Here is a 15,340-nt window from a genome sequence, read left to right on the forward strand (position 1 = left end):
CCCACCGTGATGTCCGTTACCTCGAAAAACCCGGAAACCCCTTTGACAAAGGGGACCCCACTCCGCGCCACAACCCGAACTGCACGACCACGGACACGAACCCATCACAGCCCTCAACGCCATTGACGTAACCCGTGCGACGGCGATCCCACGACCCCGCCGAGCAGGACCACGGGGGTGTGCGGCACGGCCCGGCGCCGGGCGACACCGCCAGCCGCACCGGCCGCACCCCGCAGGCCCTAAGCTGAACCCCGTGCTCACCGAGGTCACCGCCACCCGCTACGTCACACCCCTGCGCGAAGGCGGCTCACTACCCGGCATCGTCGAAGCCGACGACGACGGCACCTACGTCGCCAAATTCCACGGCGCCGGCCAGGGCCGCAAAGCCCTCATCGCCGAGATCATCTCCGGCGAACTCGCCCGCCGCCTCGACCTCCCGGTCCCCGACCTCGCACTCATCACCATCGACCCCCTCATCGCCCGCGCCGAACCCGACGAAGAAGTCCAAGAACTCCTCAAAGCCAGCGCCGGCCGCAACCTCGCCATGGACTTCCTCCCCCGCGCCCTCGGCTACGACCCCCTCACCCACGGCATCGACCCCCGCCTCGCCGGCCGCATCCTCTTCTTCGACGCCTTCGTCGGCAACGTCGACCGCTCCTGGCGCAACCCCAACATGCTCCTCTGGCACCGCGAGCCCTACCTCATCGACCACGGCGCGACCCTGATCTTCCACCACAACTGGGCACGCACCCCCGCACCCACCAAGCCCTACGACGCATCCGACCACGTCATGGCGCACGCCCACCCCGACCTCGCCGCCGCCGACACCGACCTCGCCCCCCGGCTCACCCCCGCACTCCTCACCGAGGCCATCGACCTCGTCCCCGACGAGTGGCTCACCGACGAACCCGGGTTCACCGGCCCTCAGCACGTGCGCGACGCCTACCTAAACCACCTCAGCGCCCGCGCCGCCGACCGCTCCTGGCTGCCCGAGGTGACCCCGTGACCGCCGCCCCCCGCACCCCCTACGAGTACGCCGCACTGCGCGTCATCCCGCGCATCGAACGCGGCGAGCAGATCAACGCCGGCGTCATCCTCTACTCCCAGAGCCACGACTACCTCGCCGCACTGCACCACCTCGACACCCACCGCCTGCACGCCCTCGACACCGCCGCCGACGCCGACGGCATCCGCGCGGCCCTCGACGCCATCAGCACCGTGTGCCGCGGCGAGCCCGGCCAGAGCGCCGCCTGCGACGCCGACCAGGGACGCCGCTTCCGCTGGCTCACCGCCCCCCGCAGCACCATCGTGCAGGCCGGCCCCATCCACACCGGGCTCACCGCCGACCCCGCGGCCGAACTCCGGCGGCTCCTGCGCGTCCTCGTCCTGCCGACCGGCTGAACCGCCCGCACACGCGGCGCACACGGCCCTGAAGCGCATATGCGCGCCTTGGTATATTAAAGGCGTGCCCGAACCCTTCACCGTGCTCGCCGAACCCGCCCGCAGGCGCATCCTCGACCTCCTCCTGGAGCGCCCGCGCCTCGTCGGCGAGATCAGCAGGGAACTCGGCATCACCCAACCCGGCACCTCCAAGCACCTGCGCGTCCTGCGCGAAGCCGGGTTCGTCCACGTGCGCGCCGACGCACAGCGGCGCTGGTACGAACTGCGCCCCGCCCCGCTCGCCGACATCGACGCGTGGCTCACGCCCTACCGCCGGCTGTGGAACGACCACCTCGACCTCCTCGAACGCCACCTCGACACCATGGACTCCGAGGGATCCGAGGAATCCGGCTGACCCGCGAGCGCACCCGCGCCGCCGCTCACCCGCGCGCCCGGGTCCGGGCCGCCTCCGCGTGACCGGCACCAGATGGGCGCGCGCCGCCCCCGACACCCGCACGTCCGCGCCGACCGAAACCCCCGCTGTCACTAAACGACGCGATACACCGGTCGGCGCATCTTCCCGCCCCGCTCTCAACGCCTGCCATGGCGGCGTTATAGGAGGTCGGGCGGCTTGCCGCTCGAATTGGTCTTTGCTGTTCTGCTGTGCAGTGCACAGTATCGCCACCTTTACAATGTAGATTCATAAGATGGCGGCCGGGCCGGTATTCGGACCGAAAAGCCGGTGCCGCCCGTCCCCGGCCCTTGCTAGCGTTGCCCCAGGCTGGCCGCGGGACTCCGGTGCGACTTCCGGACACCGCCTATTAAGCGACAGTTTGCAGCTCGCGCCCCCACTCCCCGGCCGGCCCCGCACCCGCCCCGCAGGAGCCCGCATGACCGACACCTTCGCCGACCTCCTCGCCTGCGAAGACATCGTCATGTTCGCCAACGCCGCCATCGCCGGCACCGGGCAGCGCGAGTTCCGCTCCACCGCCGCCGCACAACGCTTCGGCCTGCGCTTCCTGCACGACTACGTGTGCGGCAACTACCGCGACGTCTACACCGCGATGCTCGCCATCGACATCAACGACCACAACGCCGCCACGATCATCCACACCCTGCTCGCCACCTCCGCCCAGGCCACCCCCCAGCAGCGCCGCGCCGAACGCCCCCTCATCGACCGGCGCCTCCGCGGGCTCCCCCCGCAGCGCGCCTACAAGCTCTTCCACGCGCTCCAGCGCGACCGCGTCAACAACCGCCGCACCCGCGCGATCATCCGCGACTACCGCGCCGCCCGGCCCGACCCCGCACTGGACGCCGTGAAGTATCGCGCCGCGCTCAAGGCCGCCACCCGCCACGCCCACCTGCGCCTGCCCGGCGAGTACGGCACCTTCCTCTACGACCCGCTGCGCCCGGCCCGCTATGACACCCCCCTGCTGGAGACCTGGCGCCGCGCCCACTACAGCGCAAGCGCCCTCTACGACCTCCCCCTCACCGTCGCCGAGGGCTTCGCCGCCAAGCACGGCATCGCGCGCACCGACTTCCTGCGCGCCATCGCCCCCGCCGCCACCCGCGGCGAGGCGCTGCGCCTGCAATCCGCCGCCGCGCGGGCCGACGCGCCGGCCCTCCGCGTCGACCTGCACCGGGTCCCCCTCACCCGGCTCGCGGGCTACGTGCTCTCCCTCGACCTGGACGAGCGCGCCCGGCGCCGCGGCGAACTCACCGGCGCGCTCGCCGCCGCAGCGCGCACCGCGGCCGGCCGCCGCGCCGGAACGTGGGGCCGCACCGCCGCCGTCCTCGACGACAGCTACTCCTCGTTCGGCTCCCCCGCCAAGCGCCGCCGCCCGCTCGCGGTCGCGCTCGCCTGCCACTACCTCCTCGACGCGCTGGCCGAGCGCCACACCAGCCACTGGGTGTCGGGCCGCACCGACCCCCTGATGGCCTACCCCCGCGGGTCGAGCCCGCTGGCCGAACGCGTCCTCGACGCGCTGGAGACCGCTCCCCCGCGGCTCATCGTCGTCTCCGACGGCCACGACGACACCCCGGACGTGTGCGCGTCGGTCCTCAGCGCCTGGCGGCACCGCGTCGACCCCGGCCGCGCCACCAGCGTCACCCACCTCAACCCCGTCTTCGACGCCGAGGAGTTCACCCCCGTCCGCCTCTCCCCCGCCATCCCCACCGTGGGCATCCGCGCCGCCGAGAACCTGCCCGCGCTGGTCGGGCTCGCGCGGTTCGCCGAAGGCACCTCCGGCCTCCACGACCTGCGCAGCCACCTCGCCGACCAGGTGGAGCGCTACCTCGCCGACAGCGGAGACCCCCGGTGAGCCCCCTGCCCGGCCTGCGCACCGCCGCCGCCCAGGTGTGGGGCGGCATCCGGCTCGTCCCCCTGATCCGCGACGAGCCGATCACCGACCTGCGGCTGCACGCCCGGATCGACGACGCCGACCTCACGGTCAGCCGCACCCGCGACGGCGGCCCCTACCTCGCCTACGTGCCGCACGCCTACGTCGCCACGTGGGCGGCAGGCGGCGCGCCCGCCGCGGCGTTCGGCACCCAGATCATCGACTCCGGCACCGCGCCGGACGCCGTCACCATCCGCGTCCACCAGCGCTTCGTGCAGCGCGAGGCCCGCTCGCGGCTGCGCTTCCTGCCCCTGCACCTGGCCATGGAGGGCTACCTCGCCCTGCACTTCGGCGGGCCGAGCGTCGTCTGGCCCGAATGGTCCAAGCAGGCGGTCCGCGCCGGTCTGTCGCCGCGCGCCGAGCGCTCCTATTCGGGGCACCACATCGCCGACCTGGAGGAGGCCCTCCGCGTCTTCGAGATCCTCCCCGGCCAGTGCGGCGTGGTCGTGTACGTAGGCGACTCCCCCGCGACCGCGTTCGCCGTCCCGCACCCCGACGACTACCGCGCCCTGCACCCGACCCTGCTCCTCGACATGTACGGCGAACTCGTCTTCGTCAACGGGCTGCTCGGCCCCCGCGCCGCGCCGCTGCACACCCCGTTCGACCACCGCCGCGTCGGCGGCATCGCCGACCTGCGCGCCGTCCTGGCCGAGCAGCGCCGGGCCTGGGCGGAGTTCCACGACACCCTCATGGCCGGGTCGCTGCGCATCACCGACGAGCACACCGTCGACCACGTCTACTCCGCGGGGAACTACCGGCTGGAGCGCTTCCTGCCGCCGTTCCGCCCCAAGGCCGAGAACCACATCGGCGAGCGGATCGTCGCCGCCGACGGCACCGTCGCCTACCTCAAGACCTTCCGCCTCTCCGAGAACCAGGTGAAGCGGGGCTACGTCCTGGCGGCCCTCGCGGCGCACGACTGGCGGCTCGACGCCGCGGCCGACGCCTTGGGCACCGACCGCGGCGGCCTCGTGGCCCGCCTCGACCGGCTCGGGTTCGGCAACCTCCTCCGCCGCGACCTCCGCGACCGATTCGCCCGCCGCCGTTGACCGGGACGGCCCTCGTCCCGGCCCGGTCGACCGGGACGAGGGGACGCCGCTGGGCGGGCGGGGCCGGGCCGAAACCGCGTGACAGCCCGCGGGCCCGGCGCCGATGATGGGCGGATGGCGCGCCTGCACGACATCGTCTTCGACTGCTCCCACCCCGCTGCCGCGGCCCGCTTCTGGGCGGCGGCCCTGGACGGCTACGCCGTGGCCCCCTACGACGACGAGGAGCTCGCGCGGCTGCGCGCCCTGGGCATCACCAGCACCGAGGACGACCCGACCGTTCTCGTGGAGCCGGCGGGCGGCGGGCCGCGGCTGTGGTTCCAGCGCGTGCCCGAGGCCAAGCGGGTGAAGAACCGCGTGCACCTGGACCTGCTCGCGGTGGACCTGGAGGCGGAGATCCGCCGCCTGACCGGTCTCGGCGCGACCGTTCACGCCCGCCACCTGGACCCCGTCGTCCTGGCCGACCCCGAAGGCAACGAGTTCTGCCTCGGTCGGGCGGACTGACGGCGGCCCGGCCGCCGCTCCGCGACCCCGACGGCCGCCGCCGGGCCCCGGTGGTGGCATCAATGGGAGGCTGCGACGTCCGCCGACGTGTTCGGACAACACCTGCGGCTGACTCAACCGGGGGGACGGCGATCAGAATCATCAACACCAGGCACAGTGAAGGGCGGGGCGCAATCCCCCGCCCTTCACTGCCGAACGAGCCCTGAGTAACGCCACTGGCCGTTCGGTTGCTGCTCAAGCCCCGACGTGGCGCCGGCGGCCCTACGATGCTGTGTCATGCAACAGACCCGCCTCGACACTGCCCGGATCCGGGCGGTGCACCGGGTCATCGACCCGATGTTCCTCGACACTCCTCTGTACCGCTGCGAGGCGCTGGAGCCCGAACTCGGTTGCACGGTGAGCATCAAGCTCGAAACAGCCAACCCGGTCCGCAGCTTCAAGGCCCGCGGCACCGAGCTCGTCGCGAGCCGACTCGTCGACCACGGCCCGCAAGCTGCGGTGTGCGCCAGCGCGGGCAACCTCGGCCAAGCCCTCGCCTGGTCCGGGCGCGGCCGAGACCTCGACGTCACCGTCGTGGCATCCCGCTCCGCTACCGCGGCAAAACTCGACCGCATCCGCGCGCTGGACGCCAGGTTGGAACTGGTGGACGGCGACCACGAAACGGCGCGCGAACGGGCCGCGGCCATCGCGCGCCGCGACGGCATCCGCCTGGTCGAGGACAGCCTGGACATCGAGACCTGCGAGGGCGCGGCGACCATCGGCCTGGAACTGGTCGAGGCCGCACCGCCGTTCGACGCCGTCCTGATCGCTCTGGGCGGCGGGGCACTGGCCACCGGCGTGGGCCATGTGGTGAAGGCATTGGCACCCGGAGTCGAGGTGATCTGCGTCCAGCCGCGGGGCGCTCCGGCGATGACGCGTTCCTGGCACCAGCGGCGCGTCGTCACCACCGACTCCACCCACACCATCGCCGACGGCGTCGCCGGCCGGCGTCCCATCCCCGCCGTTCTGAACGACCTCCTCCTGGTCGCCGACGATGCCGTCCTGGTGCACGAGGCGTCGATCACCGCCGCCATGCGAGTACTCCTCGACCAGGCCGGCCTCATCGTCGAGCCGTCGGCCGCGCTCGGCATCGCCGCGATCCTCGAAGACCGTGACCGCTTCGCCGGCCGACACATCGTCACCATCGTGTGCGGAAGCAACGTCGACATGGACGCCTACCACCGCTGGGTCGGCACGGCTCCCGTCCACGGGTCGTGACGATCGCAGGACCCTGGCCGGCCCGTCCCCACCGAGCTCCGGGACGCCCGGGAGCGGCCTCAGGCGAGGCGGGCCGCGTACCCGCGGCGCAGCTCCTCGGTGCGCTCTTCGGGCCATGGGCAGCGGACGTCGCCGTGGACCGCGGCGAAGAGCACCTCCAGCAGGACCTGGCCGGCGGCGAGCGCGACCGGCACGACGTCGGCCGCGTCGGCGGGGACCGTCTGGGTGACCACCATGCGGCAGCCGATCGGGTCCTGGACGGCCAGGTCGTAGCGCACCCGCCCCGCCGGGGCGCCGTCGCCGCCGAGCCAGGTGTACTCCAGGACCCGGGCGGGCTCCAGGGCGGTCACCGTGCCGGGGGTCTGGTAGCCGTGGGTGAACGTGATGGGCGGCGCCTGCCCGAGGGCGGGTTCGTCGCCTTCGGTGAGGAACCCCCACACCTCCTCCGGGCTCTGCACGAAGTCGCGCTCGAAGCGCACCACGTACCCGTCGCCGCCTTCGGTGACGGTGCCCTCGGCCAGGCCGAAGTCCTCGATGTACTGCTCGGCCAGCGCGAACCACCAGGTGCCTTCGAAGGACTCGGTGCGCCCGTCGAGCCGGGCGTCGAGCGCGCGCAGGCAGCCGTGCCAGCCCGCGGCCTGGCGGGCAGCGGAGGCGCGGTCGCCCCAGGTCCCCGAGCCGCCGAGGGCGTGGGTGAACACCAGTCGGCAGCCCGGCCCGTCGGGCAGCAGCTCGAAGCGCAGGACGGAGTCGTCCCAGGAGAAGGAGAACACCTTGAGCGGGTCGAGTTCGAGGATCTCGCCGTCCTCGTGCAGGGCCTCCTCGTCGGGGTCGGCGTCCTCGAAGACGAAGCGGATGGGCGCGCCGACGCGCTGCTCGGCGTGCAGGACGGCGGGGAACCAGTGGCGCATCTCGGCGGGGTCGGTGATGGCGCGCCAGACGGTCTGCCGCGGGTGCGCGAAGCGGCGTTCGAACCGCAGCACCGGTCGGCCGTCCGTGATCTGCATGGTCGCTGGCGCCTCGTCCACGAGGGGTCCCTTCGCCGGGTCGGGCGGGTGGCGGCGGCCGTCCACCCGGGACCCGAAAATACCTGAACGGCTATATGCCTGCAAGTGCATCAATGGGTGGCGGGGGTCTCCATCGGCCCCGCACCGCGCCGGCGGCGCCGACGCGGTGCGGGAGGTGCGGTGGCCCGGCCCCCCCTGGTGTCCGGGCCACCGCTCAGGGCGCGGTCACACCGTGGCCGAGACCTCGACCTCGATGTTGCCGCGGGTGGCCTTGGAGTAGGGGCAGACCTGGTGCGCCTTCTCCACCAGCTCGGTGGCCTGGGCCTGGTCGAGGCCCGGCAGGGACGCCACGAGCTTCACGGCGAGGCCGAAGCCGTCGCTCTTGATGACGCTGACCTCGGCGTGCACGGACGACTGCGCGGCGTCGGCACCGGCCTGGCGGACGACGTTCTTCAGCGCGCCGTGGAAGCAGGCGGCGTAGCCGATGGCGAAGAGCTGCTCGGGGTTGGTCCCCGGGCCGTCGTCGCCGCCCATCCCCTTGGGCACCGACAGGTCGACGGTGAGCCGCTCGTCGTCGGTGTAGCCCTTGCCCTGGCGGCCGGCGCCTTCGGCGGTGGCGTTGGCGGTGTAGACGACTGGCATGGTCACGACCTCTTCCTCTGGTGGACTTCGGTGGGGCTGCGGTCACCGGCCTCCGCGCGCAGCCGGGCGGTCGCATCGGCCGCCGACGCGGTGATCCGGTCGAGCCGCACGCGCAGCTCGTCGGCTTCGCCCAGGGTGAGGCCCGTCGCGGCGAGCACGGCGTCGGGGACGCGCTCCGCTTCGCCGCGCAGGGTACGGCCCTCGGCGGTCAGCGCGATCTCCACGACGCGCTCGTCGGCCGCGGAGCGGACCCGACGCACCAGGCCCGCGGTGTCGAGCCGCCGCAGCAGCGGCGACAGGGTGCCGGAGTCGAGCCGCAGCGCCTCGCCGAGTTCGCGCACCGCCACGGGTTCGCGCTCCCACAGGACCAGCATCACGAGGTACTGCGGATAGGTGAGCCCGAGACCGGCGAGCAGCTCGCGGTAGAGCCCGGTGAACGCGCGGGATGCGGCGTAGACGGCGAAGCAGAGCTGGCGGTCGAGCGCGAGGTCGTCGCCGGGTCGGTCCATGCGCTCCTCCTCGTGCTCTCCGTGCTCCGCAAATGAGCGTAGCACAACTTAATTGCGCACAACCGACTTTGGGCGCGGCGCGTCCGCCAGTGCCACCACGTCACGGGTTCACCCGCACATTCGTCACGTCGGAACGGTGACGCGGTCCCACTGCCCGAGGGCGGCCCCGATGGGCGACGGTGGCGTCATGGGCCCGGAGCGCCGCCGCGACCGAGCGCGGCGCCCGATCCCCGCACCCCCGAACCGCCGATCGCCGCACAGGCGAACCAGGAGACCACCGCCATGACGACCGCCCCTACCGGCGAACCGCTCTCGAACACCGGGACCGCGGTGCGTTCGACGCCGGTCGCCGAACGCGTCCTCGCACCCGACCTCGCCCGCGGCATGATGCTGCTGCTGATCGCGCTGGCCCATGTGCCGTGGTTCATCTACGACGCGCCCACCGGCTTGGCACTGCTGCACCCCGCCGACGGCTCCCTCGCCGACCGGATCGCCCAGGCCCTCACCCTGATCGTCGTGGACGCCCGGACGCACACCATGTTCGGCTTCCTCTTCGCCTACGGCATCGGTCAGATGTACGCCCGGCAGAGGGCGGGCGGGACGCGCGCGGCGGACGCCCGCCGGCGCCTGCGCCGGCGCCACCTGTGGCTGCTCGCCTTCGGCGCGGTGCACGCCCTCCTGCTGTGGCAGGGCGACATCCTGGGGACCTACGGCCTGATCGGCCTCATCATGATGCCGCTGTTCTTCAACCGCAGCGACCGCACCCTCAAGATCTGGATCGTCGTCCTCCTGGTCGCGGGGGCCCTGATCAGCGCCGTCACGATCGCCTCGGCGGCCCTGGCACCCACGGCGGAGTCCGCGACGGCGGCGGCCGACCTGCAACGGCTCAGCATCGCCGAGACCGGCTACCTGGCGTCCGCCGCGATCCGCTTCCCCACCTGGGTGTTCGCGCTGGTCAGCGGCGTGGCCACGCTCGCACTGCCGACCGCGTTCCTGATCGGCCTCCTCGCGGCGCGGCACCGGATCCTGGAGGAGCCGGCGCGCCACCTGCCGCTGCTGCGCCGGGTCGCCGTCGCCGGAATCTCCATCGGGTGGGCCTCGGGAGCGGTGCTCGCCCTCCAGCACGTGGGCGCCGTCGACATCGGCTACGAGGCGGTGCTCACCACGGTGCACTTCTACACCGGCATCTTCACCGGGGTCGGCTACGCCGCGCTCTTCGGCCTCATCGCGCACCGCATCGGCACGCGCGGGGCCCGGGGCCTGCTGCCGGTCCGGGCGCTGGTGGCACTGGGCCGCCGCTCCCTCAGCGGCTACCTCGCCCAGTCGCTGGTGTTCGCCCCGTTCCTGGCGGCCTGGGGCCTGGGGCTGGGTGTGCACCTGTCGAGCTGGTCGGCGGCGCTCGTCGCCATCGCCACCTGGGCGGCCACCGTGGCGGCGGCGCTGCTGATGGACCGCGCGGGCGTGCGCGGCCCGGCGGAGACCCTGCTGCGCCGACTGACCTACCGCCCGTCGGCCCGCCGGACGCGCGCCGCCGGGACGTCCTAGGCAGGCGCTGCCGTTGCCGCCGCCGGGCGCCCGTGCGGCGGCCGGCCGCGGCAACGGCAGCTGGGAATGAAAACAGTTATCATTGTGTTCCCAGCATCACGAAGCGCACCCGTCCGCCACCCGAGGAGGCCCTGTGGCACGCAGTGAACTCCGCCCGATCGTCCGGCTGCGGTCCGCCGCCACCGGCTACACCTACGCCACCCGCAAGAACCGCCGGAACACGCCCGACCGGCTCGTCCTGCGCAAGTACGACCCCGTGCTGCGCGGCCACACCGAGTTCCGCGAACAGCGCTGACCGGCACCGACCCGACAGGAGCACCCCGCAATGAAGAACGGCATCCACCCCGACTACCGCCCGGTCGTCTTCCGCGACCGCGGCGCCGACTTCGCGATCCTCACCCGGTCGACCGCGACCTCGACGAACACCGTCGAATGGGAGGACGGCCGCACCTACCCCGTCATCGACGTGGAGATCTCCGCAGCCAGCCACCCGTTCTACACCGGCAAGGGCCGCGTCATCGACACCGCCGGCCGGGTCGAGCGGTTCCGCCGCCGCTACGCCGGGTCCTGACCCGCGGCACCACCGCCGCGCCGCACGGCCGCCGCCGTGCGGCGCGCCCTCATTCCACCTCGACCCGAACCGTGTGCCACCCGGACGCGCCGTTGGGGATGGGATCGGCCGCCGCGCCGGTCTGCGGGCGCCCCGACGTGTCGACGGCCCGCACCTGGAGGGTGTGCGGCCCGGGCTCGGCGTCCCACTCCCAGGTCCACTGGCGCCACGTGTCGATCCCCGGCACCTCGGCGAGCTCCGCGTCGCGCCACTCCCCGCTGTCCACGCGGGCCTGCACCGCCTCGATCCCGCGGCGCTGCGCCCACGCCACACCGGCGACCGCCACCGTGCCCGCCGCCACCGCCGCCCGCGAGGTCGGCACGTCGATGCGCGACATCGTCTTGATGGGCGCCTCCACCGCCCAGCCGCGGTCCGCCCAGTAGGAGCGCTCGTCGGCGAAGCGCGTGACCTTGATGTCGGTCACCCACTTGGTGGCGCTCACGTACCCGTACAGGCCCGGCACCACCATGCGCACCGGGAACCCGTGCTCGGGTGTCAGCGGGTCGCCGTCCATGGCGACGGCGAGCAGCGCGTCGCGGCCGTCCAGCACGGCCTCGACCGGTGTCCCGCAGGTCCACCCGTCCGCCGAGGAGCTGAGTAGCTGGTCGGCGCCCCGCTGCACACCGGCCGCGCGCAGCACCTCCGCCAGGCGCACCCCCAGCCACCGGGTGTTGCCGACGAGGTCGCCGCCGACCTCGTTGGACACGCAGGCCAGGGTCACGTCCGCCTCGACCAGGGGGCGCTTGAGCAGTTCCGCGAAGTCCAGCTCGACCGGCCGGTCGACGAGGCCGTGCACCCGCAGCCGCCACTCGTCCGGCGCGAGCTGCGGCACCGTCAGCGCGGTGTCGATGCGGTAGAACCGGGCCGTCGGGGTGCTGAACGGGCTGATCCCGCGGATCGGCAGGTCGACGCCCTTGGGCAGCGGCGGCAGCGGTTTCGCCGGTGCCGGGAGCCGCACCGTGGCGCGCTGCGCGCCGACGTCGGCGCGGGCGAGCAGCAGCCGTCCGATGCCGCCGCCCGCCAGCGCGGCGACGGCGGTCCCCGCACCCGCCAGCAGGAAGCCGCGCCGGGCCGTCGCGGACGCCGCCGTGGGATCCGGTGCCTCTTCCATCGCCGCGGGCTCCGGTGCCGGTCCCGCCGCCGCGGACCCCGACTCCTCCCCTGCTGCCGCCGCCGCGGGCTCCGGTGCCTCCCCCGCCGCGGGCGGTGCCGACGCCGCCGCGGCGCGGCGCGCCAGCGGTCCCACCACCAGCGCACCGGCGGCGGCCCCGAGCAGCGGCGGCAGCAGCGACAGCGGGGCGAAGTCCGGCCGCAGGAACACCGCGGCGACGCCGATGGCGGCGAAGACCGCCATCGCTCCCTGGGCCAGTCCGGGACGGCGCAGCGACGCCGCGCCCAGCGCCACGGCGCACACCGCGAGGACCGCCACGATCCCGCCGATCAGGACCGCCTTGTCGTACACGCCGAAGGCGGCGATCGCGAACTCCTTGAGCGACTGCGGGCTGAACCGCACCACCGCGTCGCCGACGACCACCACCGGCGAGCTCTGCGGCGCGCCCAGCACCCCCGCCGTCAGCTCCGCCGCCGCCAGGGCGACCCCCGCGGTCAGCAGACCCACCGCAGCGCCGCGCCCCAGCGCGCCCGGCGCGTATCCCGATGCCGACTTCTCCGCCATGCCGCCTCCTCCGTTGTCCGGATCGTATGTCGGCGGCGGCCGGAAGCGGGCGCGCGGTGCGTCGAGCGGACCGCGGGATTCCGGCCCCCGTGGGCTAAGGTGCCCCTCGGGCGGCCGCACGGCGCGCCCACCGACCGGAGACGGGAACACCACCATGGAACGGCCCGGCGAACTCGGCGCGATGCCGACCGACTGGCGGCGCGGACTCGTCGTCGTCGCGCACCCCGACGACATCGAGTACGGGGCGGCGGCCGCCGTCGCCGCCTGGACCGCCGCGGGGCGCGACCTCCGCTACGTCCTCGCCACCCGGGGCGAGGCCGGGATCGCCGGCCTGGCGCCCGCGGAGTCCGGTCCGCTGCGCGAAGCCGAGCAGCGCGCCTCGGCCGCCGTCGTCGGCGTCACCGACGTGGAGTTCCTCGATCACCCCGACGGGCGGCTCGAATCCGGCCTGCGGCTGCGCCGCGACGTCGCCGCCGCCCTGCGGCGGCACCGCCCCGAACTCGTCGTCACCTTGAACCACCGCGACGTGTTCGCGCCCCGGCACTGGAACAGCTCCGACCACCGGATCCTGGGCCGCACCGTGCTGGACGCCGTGGCCGACGCCGCCAACGAGTGGATCTTCCCCGAGCTCGCCGACGCGGGATTCGCCCCGTGGGACGGCGTGCGCTGGGTCGCCGCGGCCGCCTCGCCCGAACCCACCCACAGCGTCGACGTCACCGGGTTCACCGACCTCGCCGTCGAGTCGCTGAGCGCGCACCGCCGGTACCTCGAAGCGCTGAGCTCCCTCCCGGTGGCCGAGCAGGCCCGCGGGCAGATCGACGCGGTCACCCGCGACCCGCGCGACCCCGACGGCCCGCGCACCGTCGCCTTCGAACTGTTCCCCTCCGGCTGACGGCACCGCCCCAGGGGTCAGCCGGGGGTCAGGCCGCGCGGTCGAGGGCGGTGGCGATCACCGCCGCGCTGTCGGCGTGCAGGGCCTGGGCGGCCGTCTGCCCCGTCACCGCGAGGTAGGCGTCGACCAGGCGGTTGCCCGCGGCGTACCCGGCCCCGGTCGGCAGCCCCACCGGGGCGACGCCGAGGCGCTCGGCGCCGGCGTCGCCGTGCACCCAGGCCGTGAAGTTCCGCATGCCGGTCACATCGAGCCCGGTCACCACCTTGGCGAAGGCCGCGTCGTCGTGCAGGGAGGCAACGCCGAGGCGGGCGTAGCCGAGTTCGTCGCCGTGGAGCTGCCGGGCGAACGCGTCGGCCAGGCCCTCGGACACCACCTGCTCGCCGACCGTGACGGTGGCCGGGTCCCACACGACCCCGCCCGGGCTGTAGCGCAGGTTGTGGTTGAGCTCGTGCGCGGCGGTGGCCTCCAGCCGCGCCAGGTTCTCGGGGAAGGGCCACAGCGTGATGACGATGTGGCCCGAGATCCCGCCGAACCCGGTCATGCCGAGGCTGGGGCCCATGAAGTGGGCGTCGCCGGGATCGCCGAGCACGGCCAGCACGGTGATGTCGGGGACCGCCAGCCCCGGTACCGCCGCGCGCAGCACGTCGGCGGCGTGGTCGAGCGCGCGCTGCATCCGCCCCCAGGCGTCGGCCGCCGCGAGGGCGTCGAGTGCGTCGAGGCAGCGCTCTTCGTCGCGGTCGAGGGGGAACCCCGACGACTGCTGATGCACGGCCACGAGGTCGACGTCCCCGGGGAAGAAGCGGTACATCCCCTCTGTGGGTGCCAGCATCGCGCGCAGCAGGGCCGTGCGGTCGGCGGCGGGGGCGCGCAGGATCCGCCGCATGGCGGAGTGGCTGTCGAGAACGGTGATCGTCATAGCGGCGACGCTAAACACTCCCGCCGCTGGAGGGTCAACCGGGAACCGCCCGCTCGGCGACCTCCCGCGCTCAGGACACAGCCCCGGACGTGCCCGGCGGCGGGGCGGCCCCGCGCCCGCGCGGGTGCCATGACGACCGCCCACCCCTGGTGGAGCGGGGTGGGCGGTGAAGAGCCGCCGCGTGACCTCCCGGACCGCGGCGACATGCCCCTGCACACCGGGACGCACCCAGCGTACCAACTCGGCTGCTAACGGTGTTCGCGATATGCAATCCCGCTTAGACAATTTCACGCAAACTCCGACGGCAGAACTTTCGAGTTATTTCCTCTCACTGCATGTCGAAGACGTGTAGCAGCGTGTGCGGCGCGCCGGTAAGTTGACTCGCGTGGGCAGCCGCCGCCGTGTCCCCTCCCAGCGGCGGCTGCCTGACATCCCCACACCTCACGCGGCGCCGCCCGATCCGCTCGCCGGCATCCCCTCGCGCACCCACGCATAGAGGTCGTCGCCCGGGCAGTCCGTCGAATTCACATCGCGGTGACCCAACTTGTCGAGCTCGTTCTCCCCGAGCCGCAACGCCTCCTCGTACATCTCCCGGATGGAATCGCGGACCGCCGCCGTGGCATCGCCGTCGCGGCCGATGAAGCACACCCCGATCCCGGCCGTGTTGTGGTTGGACGCGTGCGCCCCGATCACCAGCCACCCGCGGCCCTCATAGACCGTGCCGTCGGCGGCGACGAGGAAGTTGTAGCCGATATCGCTCCACCCGTTGCCGTCCATGTGGAAGTCCTGGATCTGGCGGGGGGTCTGGGTCGTCGGGCCCTCGGAATAGTGCACGACGAACTCCGTGCGGGACGACCACGTGGTCGTCGTGCGGTTGCGCGGTTTGCGGGCGCCCCAATCGGCGCGGCTGACTATGTTCACCATGCCACCCAGGATGCGCCGAGGACGCCCGTCCGCACAG

Annotated in this window: 17 protein-coding genes; 11 read left to right on the plus strand and 6 right to left on the minus strand. The window is 73.6% G+C overall.

Annotated elements, in window-relative coordinates:
- Positions 1-253: 253 nt before the first annotated feature.
- The 7 genes from CLV63_RS21810 (at position 254) to CLV63_RS21840 (ending at position 6,583) form a co-directional block, all read left to right on the plus strand.
- Positions 254-1,006: a HipA family kinase gene (locus CLV63_RS21810; protein WP_211301411.1), complete on the plus strand. Its 753-nt coding sequence runs from the start codon at positions 254-256 to the stop codon at positions 1,004-1,006.
- Positions 1,003-1,401, plus strand: a complete 399-nt coding sequence (locus tag CLV63_RS21815; RefSeq protein WP_211301412.1) for a DUF3037 domain-containing protein — start codon at positions 1,003-1,005, stop codon at positions 1,399-1,401. Before CLV63_RS21810 ends, CLV63_RS21815 begins: the two co-directional genes overlap by 4 nt.
- Positions 1,402-1,465: 64 nt before the next feature.
- Positions 1,466-1,795, plus strand: a complete 330-nt coding sequence (locus CLV63_RS21820) for an ArsR/SmtB family transcription factor (protein WP_106585028.1) — start codon at positions 1,466-1,468, stop codon at positions 1,793-1,795.
- A 475-nt stretch (positions 1,796-2,270) separates the two neighbouring features.
- On the plus strand, positions 2,271-3,701 hold the full coding sequence (locus CLV63_RS21825; protein WP_106585029.1) for a hypothetical protein: 1,431 nt from the start codon (positions 2,271-2,273) through the stop codon (positions 3,699-3,701).
- On the plus strand, positions 3,698-4,825 hold the full coding sequence (locus tag CLV63_RS21830; RefSeq protein ID WP_106585030.1) for an ARPP-2 domain-containing protein: 1,128 nt from the start codon (positions 3,698-3,700) through the stop codon (positions 4,823-4,825). The genes CLV63_RS21825 and CLV63_RS21830 overlap by 4 nt, the downstream gene beginning before the upstream one ends.
- Before the next feature lie 114 nt (positions 4,826-4,939).
- Positions 4,940-5,326 carry a VOC family protein gene (locus CLV63_RS21835; protein WP_106585031.1) on the plus strand — a complete coding sequence of 129 codons (387 nt, stop codon included), beginning with the start codon at positions 4,940-4,942 and terminating at the stop codon, positions 5,324-5,326.
- 276 nt (positions 5,327-5,602) lie between these two features.
- Positions 5,603-6,583 (plus strand): threonine ammonia-lyase, encoded by a 981-nt coding sequence (locus CLV63_RS21840; RefSeq protein WP_106585032.1) that lies wholly within the window; start codon positions 5,603-5,605, stop codon positions 6,581-6,583.
- A gap of 59 nt (positions 6,584-6,642) precedes the next feature.
- On the opposite strand, the gene CLV63_RS21845 is transcribed toward CLV63_RS21840, so the two are convergent.
- The 3 genes from CLV63_RS21845 to CLV63_RS21855 all read right to left on the minus strand — a co-directional run bounded on the left by CLV63_RS21845 (position 6,643) and on the right by CLV63_RS21855 (position 8,741).
- Entirely contained in the window at positions 6,643-7,611 is a 969-nt protein-coding gene (locus tag CLV63_RS21845) for an SRPBCC family protein (protein WP_245928969.1), read from the minus strand.
- A 204-nt stretch (positions 7,612-7,815) separates the two neighbouring features.
- Positions 7,816-8,238 (minus strand): organic hydroperoxide resistance protein, encoded by a 423-nt coding sequence (locus CLV63_RS21850; RefSeq protein WP_394339798.1) that lies wholly within the window; start codon positions 8,236-8,238, stop codon positions 7,816-7,818.
- Positions 8,235-8,741, minus strand: coding sequence for a MarR family winged helix-turn-helix transcriptional regulator (locus CLV63_RS21855; protein ID WP_106585033.1), 507 nt, complete (start codon positions 8,739-8,741; stop codon positions 8,235-8,237). Before CLV63_RS21855 ends, CLV63_RS21850 begins: the two co-directional genes overlap by 4 nt.
- 282 nt (positions 8,742-9,023) lie before the next feature.
- On the opposite strand from CLV63_RS21855, the gene CLV63_RS21860 reads away from it, so the two are divergent.
- The 3 genes from CLV63_RS21860 to CLV63_RS21870 all read left to right on the plus strand — a co-directional run bounded on the left by CLV63_RS21860 (position 9,024) and on the right by CLV63_RS21870 (position 10,857).
- Positions 9,024-10,286, plus strand: a complete 1,263-nt coding sequence (locus tag CLV63_RS21860) for a DUF418 domain-containing protein (RefSeq protein ID WP_245928970.1) — start codon at positions 9,024-9,026, stop codon at positions 10,284-10,286.
- A 133-nt stretch (positions 10,287-10,419) separates the two neighbouring features.
- The gene (gene rpmG, locus CLV63_RS21865) at positions 10,420-10,581 is read left to right on the plus strand and encodes a 50S ribosomal protein L33 (protein ID WP_106585034.1); all 162 of its coding nucleotides are present in this window, start codon (positions 10,420-10,422) and stop codon (positions 10,579-10,581) included.
- 30 nt (positions 10,582-10,611) lie between these two features.
- Positions 10,612-10,857: a type B 50S ribosomal protein L31 gene (locus tag CLV63_RS21870; RefSeq protein ID WP_106585035.1), complete on the plus strand. Its 246-nt coding sequence runs from the start codon at positions 10,612-10,614 to the stop codon at positions 10,855-10,857.
- A 49-nt stretch (positions 10,858-10,906) separates the two neighbouring features.
- Here the strand turns inward: CLV63_RS21870 and CLV63_RS21875 are convergent, their stop codons facing one another.
- Positions 10,907-12,571, minus strand: coding sequence for a molybdopterin-dependent oxidoreductase (locus CLV63_RS21875; protein ID WP_106585036.1), 1,665 nt, complete (start codon positions 12,569-12,571; stop codon positions 10,907-10,909).
- Positions 12,572-12,725: 154 nt separating this feature from the next.
- Between CLV63_RS21875 and CLV63_RS21880 the strand changes: the two genes are divergently transcribed.
- A complete protein-coding gene (locus tag CLV63_RS21880) occupies positions 12,726-13,463 on the plus strand; it encodes a PIG-L deacetylase family protein (protein WP_211301413.1) in 738 nt (245 codons plus the stop codon).
- Between the two features lie 28 nt (positions 13,464-13,491).
- Here the strand turns inward: CLV63_RS21880 and CLV63_RS21885 are convergent, their stop codons facing one another.
- The gene (locus tag CLV63_RS21885) at positions 13,492-14,379 is read right to left on the minus strand and encodes a DUF2268 domain-containing protein (protein ID WP_106585037.1); all 888 of its coding nucleotides are present in this window, start codon (positions 14,377-14,379) and stop codon (positions 13,492-13,494) included.
- Positions 14,380-14,820: 441 nt separating this feature from the next.
- Positions 14,821-15,303, minus strand: a complete 483-nt coding sequence (locus CLV63_RS21890; RefSeq protein WP_106585038.1) for an N-acetylmuramoyl-L-alanine amidase — start codon at positions 15,301-15,303, stop codon at positions 14,821-14,823.
- Between the last annotated feature and the right edge of the window lie 37 nt (positions 15,304-15,340).

Origin of the sequence: Murinocardiopsis flavida, from assembly GCF_003014485.1 — a bacterium.
GTDB lineage: Bacteria > Actinomycetota > Actinomycetes > Streptosporangiales > Streptosporangiaceae > Murinocardiopsis > Murinocardiopsis flavida.